We start from the raw sequence: 6,254 nt of genomic DNA, 5'->3' as shown, positions 1-6,254 counted from the left end.
ACTCAACGGCGTGGCGCTGAGTTTCGAGCCGGAGTGAGCGATCCGCGCCGGACCGGCGTGGCGGCCCGGCGACCGCGACGAAACGCAGTGGATCGCCGGAGCCGGCGCTTTCTTTCCTGTGAACCAGCCGTCGAGGCCGGACGGTTGAACATTGTTGTTCCGACGCAAAAGGCCCCGCCACGCGAGGCCCTTTCAAAATGGGGTGCGCCCGACCGTTGGGGGACGGTCGGGCGCGCGCAACCCGGTCTGGGACGGGGAGGGGTGGGGACGTGACCGGACTGCGAAACTCCTGATCCTTGGTCGTCGCCCGGAGGCGACAGGTTCACGGGAGATTTTTCCCGCGATCGTTCAGTTCTTTGCCGCTCGGTCCGGGCGCCACGGGGCGTCGGCAGCGGCGGCGTCGCCTAGCGGGGCGCCGCGGTCGAGATCGCGCGGCCGTCGCCGAGCGAGACCCAGAGGTTCGGGTCGGACTGCGACTGGCGCTTGACGAACCGGTAGCCGGTCTCCGACCAGGGCAGGATCTCGTCGACCTGGTTGTCGAGCACGAACTCGCCCTTGTCGGTCTTGACGGTCAGCACCGCGTGGCCTTCGTCCTTGCGGTCGCGCACCACCGTGATGAGCAGGGCCTCGCGCGGCCAGCCGGCGTCGATCAGCATGCGCCGCTTGAGCAGCACGTAGTCCTCGCAATCGCCGTAGCCGTCGTCCGGATAGGACCACTTCTCGACGACGCCCCAGTGATCCATGTCGGTCAGGGGCTTGATGGTCTCGTTCGCCCAGCGGTTGACGCGGACGAGATCGCGCCAGGCGCGCGGCGACAGCACGACGTCGCGCGGAGCGGTCGGGGCGGTCGCGCAGTCGCGCGGCCGGTCGGCGCAGAAGGAGACCCAGCCGATCGGCGGACGGGCCGTGTCCTGCACGGAGGCGAAGAGCGGACGATCGAGTGCGTCGGCCTGTCCGACCAGCACCCCGAGGAGCGCGGCGGACCATGCAGCAGCCAGAGCGCGTCTGGGACGACACTTCATCGTTGACCCCTCCCGTCTACAGGGCCAACTCTCCCATACAACCTTTGAATTGCCGCTAAGTCGGTCCGCTAAACTTGAGACAATACTAGATCAATACAGTACTATGTTTTATTCGAATGCGACACGACTTTGATTAAAATGCGAGACAACTCGATTTGATTCAAATTTTAGGGATTCCTGCCCGCGCCGTTTGTAATCAGCGACTTAGTCCCCTGCCCCCGGGTCGCCGCATTCGGCTGAAGGCGGCGTCGGCGCCTCGCGCGGGGGTGCCGCGGCGGTCCAGCACGCCATGCGACAGGGGCGAACGGCGTACCGCGACGGCTTCGCTGCGGCACGGTTTATTTACCAGAGGTGGAGGATCGGGATTCGCGACGGTCCGGCGGCGGCGCGGCGCGGCGGCCAAATCAGGCTCGCGCCGTGCTTCAGGCGCTTTCCGCGCGTGCGCGAGAAAACCGGCGGTCATGGTTCCCATGCCCGTCGGCGCGCGTGCGATATCGCGATGGATGTGGTCCGGCGGGCGCCCGCCCCCGCTCAGGGGTGCAGGCTCTCCTCGATGAAGTCGGGATGCTGCAGCCGGGTGAACTCGACGGCGAAACCTTCCTCGAGATGGCGCACCACCCGTCCCTGGATTTTTCCGACCATGATCAGGGCGCCGATCGGCGGGCGCTGGTCGGTGGCGACGGCGGCGCCCGACAGCGAGGCGTCGATGATGCGGACCCGCAGGTTCAGCCCGTTCGGCATGACGATGTGGGTGAACGGATTGTGCGGGACGAAGCGGCCGTGGCGACGGTCCTCCGGCAGGTTGAGGATGTCGCGGTTGGCGAGCCAGGTGAGCTGGGCGGCGAGCTTGTCGCGCTTGCGCGGCGTCGCCGAGAAGGTCATGGCGAAGCCGGTCGGAAACACTCTCGTGACGGCCCCTTCGAGGCGGCCGACGTGATCCACATAGGCGACCACGCGCTCGCCCATGTGGCCGGCGACCGGGGCGATCATGGCGAGCCCGCCCGGCGACATGTTGACGACTTGGCACGGGAACTCGCGCCGGTCGGCCAGCATGTAGCGACCGAGCAGGTTGACGGTGACCCGCTGGAACCGGCGGCGCTCGTCGGCGAGCGCGAGAAGGCTCGGCTTGCGCTCGGCCAGTGCCATTGCCCGAATTCTCCTGATTTCTCCGGTCGACCTTAGGAGCCGAGCGTTAACGAGGTCTTGAGAGTCGTCCCGCAGCGCCGCAATGCGGGCCGCAGCGACAGAAATGCGACAGTGTCAGGGAGGCCGGAGGGGGCGGCGGAGCGGTCACGAGGGGGACATCTCGATCGACCGCTCCGCCGCAGGCGTGGGCGACGCCGGACCCGAAAGCAACAAGGGTCCGCCCACGCTGTCACGCTGACCGGCCGAGGTCTGGGGGGCCGTCTCGGCCGACGATCGGTCGGGCATTGACCGAACCGTTCGGTTCGATTGACTAGCCGATACGGAAGAGCATATCAAGAGCGAACCGAACCGTTCGGTTCGAAAAGTCTGAGCGATGATGTCGCAGGGCGGGTGACGCACGTGGCGTCCCGGCACCCGCGACACGGCGAGGAGACGATGACCCGAGACGAGACCGCCGTGGCCGGCGTGTTCGAGCCCGAGCCGGCGCACACCCCCGATGCGCCCCCTGCTCTCGCCCGCGACGGCGCCGGAGGCCCGTCCCAGGACGCCGGCTGCAGGCCCGACGCCGCCCTGGTCCGGCGCGGCCGGGCGCCCGCCGGGACCGATCCGGCGAAGCGCCGGCAGATCCTGGAGGGCGCCGCCCGGGTGTTCTCGGCGATGGGCTTCGACGCCGCCTCGATGAACGACATCGCCCGTGAGGCGGGCGTCTCCAAGGGCACCCTCTACGTGTATTTCGAGCACAAGGAGGAGCTGTTCTGCGCCCTGATCGCCGACCAGCGGCACAAGCATCTCGCCGAGCTGAAGGCGCTGATCGACGACGGGCCGGATGTGCGCGCCACCCTCACCCGCTGGGCGACCGCCTATGTCACGCTGCTCACCACCGACTGGGCCGTGCGGGTGCAGCGCGTCGTGCTCGGCGTCACCGAGCGGATGCCGGAGATCGGCCGCGGCTTCTTCACCGAGGGACCGGGCTGCGGCATCTCGATCCTGTCCACCTACTTCGATCGGATGACGGCGCGCGGCCTGCTCGCGATCGACGACACCACGCTCGCCTCGTGGCAATTCAGCGAGCTCGTCCATGCGAGCCTGCTGCGGCCCCTGCTCTACCGCTGGCACGACGGCCCGCCGAGCCCCGAGGAGATCTCCCGGGTGGTCGGGCACGCGGTCGAGATGTTCTTCGCGTATTACGGGCCGAAGACTCACGGGTCGCGTTCAGCCGACCCTGCACCGACATCGAGGCAGATCGCCGAAGGCTGATCGCAGGCCGGTCAGCCGGCCCGACCGCCTTCCAGCACCACCAGGCGTGGGCGCGCCCGCTCCGGCAGGGCCGGGACCAGGCTCGGCGCGGACCACGGCGTCAGGTTGCGGAAGGCGCCGATCCGGAACGCCCGCACCTGCGAGACGCCCAGCCAGTACGGGGTCTCCAGCGGGACCAGGAGCCCGAGCAGCCGCTCGTGCAGCGAGCGGCGGTGGGCGAGCGGCAGCAGCACCAGCTCCAGCGGCACCGGCGGCTCGGAGTCGGTCAGTCCGACGGCGCCGGCCGCGACGGCGGCCGCCTCGTCGGCCGCTCCGCCGAGCAGCGCCGTGACCAGCGGGCGGCTCTCCTCCTCCCACAGGTCTACGAAGGCCCTGCCCTTCAGCTCGCGGCCGGCGAGGCCGCACAGCCGTGTGCCGGCGAGCCGGAACGGGAAGCCCGCGGACGGATCGAAGGTGAGGACGAAGCTGTCGCCGAGAACCTTTCGCAGCGCGCCGGGATCGAGCTCGTCGCGCTCCGGCGCCGGCCGGGCGCCACGCAGCGTCGTCCAGTATCGGAACAGCTCGCGGCTCGACGGGTGCTTCATGGGCTCGATCTGCATGGGTCGCGCGACGCTTCCGGGCGGACTGTCCGGAAACGGGACAGCGGCGATTCCGCCGTCCCCCGACTCGATCGATCAGCACGCCCCGGACCTTCTTAGCCGCTACGGTGTGCGCCCGGGCGTTTACGTCCGATCAAGGTTAACGGCGCGACCGGGAGGCCCCGGCACCCCCGCCTCCGGCACCGCCCGGAACCGCGTCGCAGCCGTCCGCGAAATGGAATTTCGCGAGCACCGCGTAAGCCTTGCTCGGCTATCCTCAGGCGCTTTGCCAAAATTCTTGCCGGCTTCGGGCCGGCTGCCGCTTGCAGGGCACTGATGCACGGCTTATCAGAGCGGGCCACCCAGGGACTACATGTCGCGACGCACCGAGCCCATCTTCAACCTCCCGAGCGTGATCGCGGGCCTGGTCGCAGCGTTCGGCCTCGTTCATGCGTTCCGCGAGCTGGTGCTCGCGCCGTCCCAGGACGTCGAATTTCTGCTGCTGTTCGCCTTCATCCCGGCCCGCTACGGCCCGATGCCGGGGATCGACATCGCCCTGCCGGGTGGGCTCGCCGCCGACATCTGGACCTTCGTCTCCTACGCCTTCATCCACGGCGACCTCACCCATCTCGGGGTGAACGTGCTGTGGCTGCTGCCCTTCGGCAGCGCAGTGGCGCGCCGGTTCGAGACGGTCCGGTTCGTCGGCTTCTTCGTCGTCACGGCGGCGGCCGGCGCGGCCGTCCATCTGGTGACCCATCCGGGCGAGCTCCTGCCGATGATCGGCGCCTCGGCGGCGATCTCGGGCTTCATGGCGGCGGCGATCCGCTTCGTGTTCCAGGTTGGCGGGCCGCTCGGCGTGTTCCGCAACACCGACCACACCGCCTATCTGGTGCCGGCCGCGCCGCTGGTCGACACCCTGAAGGATCCTCGCATCCTCGGCTTCCTGGTCGTCTGGTTCGGCCTCAACATCCTGTTCGGGCTGGGCTCGGTCGGGATGCTCGGGGTCGAACAGCCGGTCGCCTGGCAGGCCCATATCGGCGGCTTCATCGCCGGGCTGCTGCTGTTCCCCCTGTTCGATCCGGTGCCGCTCCCCCGCGCCGTGGACTGAAGCAGGCGCCCGTCCCCGGCCGGCGCAGCCGATGGCGCGCCTTGCCGCCCTCCCCGAAACAACCCATGATCGTGACACCGGCCGCCGTTGGGCGGGAACCGGAGGGCGAGCCGGCGGCTTGTCGCTCCAGTCCCACCTCTGCGGCCGGTCAACGGTAGAAAGCGCCGGCCGCACGGCTCGCGCCAGGGAGGCAAACGTGACCGTCAAGACGATCCTGGCCCGCAAGGGCACCGACGTCGTCACCATCGATCCGACCGCCACGGTCGCGGCCGCGACGAAGCTGCTCGACGAGCGCGGCATCGGCGCCGTCGTGGTGACCGGCACCGAAGGCCGGACCATCGGAATCGTGTCGGAGCGCGACATCGTCAAGGCGCTCGGCGCGCGCGGCGCCGCCGTGCTCGACGTCCCGGTCTCCGAGATCATGACCCGCAAGGTGGTGACCTGCGCCCAGCACGACACCATCGGCGAGCTGATGCAGACGATGACCGAGGGCAAGTTCCGCCACGTCCCGGTGGTCGAGCAGGAGCGCCTCGTCGGCATCGTGTCGATCGGCGACGTGGTGAAGTCGCGGCTCGAGCAGATGGAGCAGGAGTCGAACGCGCTGCGCGACTATATCCGCACGGCGTGACGGCTTCCCTTTCCGGCACGAAAAAACCCCGGCGCCGGTGACGCCGGGGTCGACGATGGATCGTTGCCGGGATCCTGATCGCCAGCGGACCGCCTCAGGCGGCCCGCACGGTGCGCAGGAACTCTTGCAGCTCGACCTTGAGATGCTCGCTCTCGCGGGTGAGCGAGTTGGCGGCGGTGAGCACCTGGGCCGACGACGAGCCGGTCTCGCTGGCGCCGCGGCTGACGTCGACGATGTTGCTCGCCACCTCGGTGGTGCCGCGCGCCGCCTGCTGGACGTTGCGGGCGATCTCCTGGGTGGCGGCGCCCTGCTGCTCGACCGCCGCGGCGATGTTGCCGGCGATCTCCGACACCCGATTGATGGTGCGGCCGATCTCCTTGATGGCCCCGACCGAGTCGGCGGTCGCTGCCTGCATGCCGGTGATCTGAGCCGAGATCTCGTCGGTCGCCTTGGCGGTCTGGGCGGCCAGCGCCTTGACCTCCTGGGCGACGACCGCGAAGCCCTTGCCGGCCTCG

Annotated in this window: 7 protein-coding genes; 3 read left to right on the top strand and 4 right to left on the bottom strand. The window is 69.4% G+C overall.

What is annotated here, in order from left to right; translation table 11 throughout:
* Positions 1-404: 404 nt before the first annotated feature.
* Both ABTU92_RS08725 and ABTU92_RS08720 read right to left on the bottom strand, forming a co-directional pair.
* Positions 405-1,022 (bottom strand): transglutaminase-like cysteine peptidase, encoded by a 618-nt coding sequence (locus tag ABTU92_RS08725; protein ID WP_378475907.1) that lies wholly within the window; start codon positions 1,020-1,022, stop codon positions 405-407.
* Between the two features lie 531 nt (positions 1,023-1,553).
* The gene (locus ABTU92_RS08720; RefSeq protein WP_408089660.1) at positions 1,554-2,168 is read right to left on the bottom strand and encodes a PilZ domain-containing protein; all 615 of its coding nucleotides are present in this window, start codon (positions 2,166-2,168) and stop codon (positions 1,554-1,556) included.
* Between the two features lie 435 nt (positions 2,169-2,603).
* On the opposite strand from ABTU92_RS08720, the gene ABTU92_RS08715 reads away from it, so the two are divergent.
* A complete protein-coding gene (locus ABTU92_RS08715; protein WP_408089658.1) occupies positions 2,604-3,425 on the top strand; it encodes a TetR/AcrR family transcriptional regulator in 822 nt (273 codons plus the stop codon).
* An 11-nt stretch (positions 3,426-3,436) separates the two neighbouring features.
* Here ABTU92_RS08715 and ABTU92_RS08710 read toward each other — a convergent pair whose 3' ends face one another.
* Positions 3,437-4,024 (bottom strand): PAS domain-containing protein, encoded by a 588-nt coding sequence (locus ABTU92_RS08710; protein WP_408089656.1) that lies wholly within the window; start codon positions 4,022-4,024, stop codon positions 3,437-3,439.
* A 352-nt stretch (positions 4,025-4,376) separates the two neighbouring features.
* Here ABTU92_RS08710 and ABTU92_RS08705 point away from each other — a divergent pair, with 352 nt between their 5' ends.
* A complete protein-coding gene (locus ABTU92_RS08705) occupies positions 4,377-5,111 on the top strand; it encodes a rhomboid family intramembrane serine protease (RefSeq protein ID WP_408089654.1) in 735 nt (244 codons plus the stop codon).
* A gap of 196 nt (positions 5,112-5,307) precedes the next feature.
* On the top strand, positions 5,308-5,739 hold the full coding sequence (locus ABTU92_RS08700) for a CBS domain-containing protein (RefSeq protein ID WP_408089652.1): 432 nt from the start codon (positions 5,308-5,310) through the stop codon (positions 5,737-5,739).
* 94 nt (positions 5,740-5,833) lie between these two features.
* On the opposite strand, the gene ABTU92_RS08695 is transcribed toward ABTU92_RS08700, so the two are convergent.
* A partial coding sequence (locus tag ABTU92_RS08695; RefSeq protein WP_408089650.1) for a methyl-accepting chemotaxis protein occupies positions 5,834-6,254 on the bottom strand: 421 nt, incomplete at its 5' end.

This window comes from Rhodoplanes sp. SY1 (assembly GCF_046000175.1).
Classification (GTDB): domain Bacteria; phylum Pseudomonadota; class Alphaproteobacteria; order Rhizobiales; family Xanthobacteraceae; genus Rhodoplanes.
The sequence above is the reverse complement of the archived record's forward strand: the minus strand, read 5'-3'. Positions and strand labels throughout refer to the sequence as shown.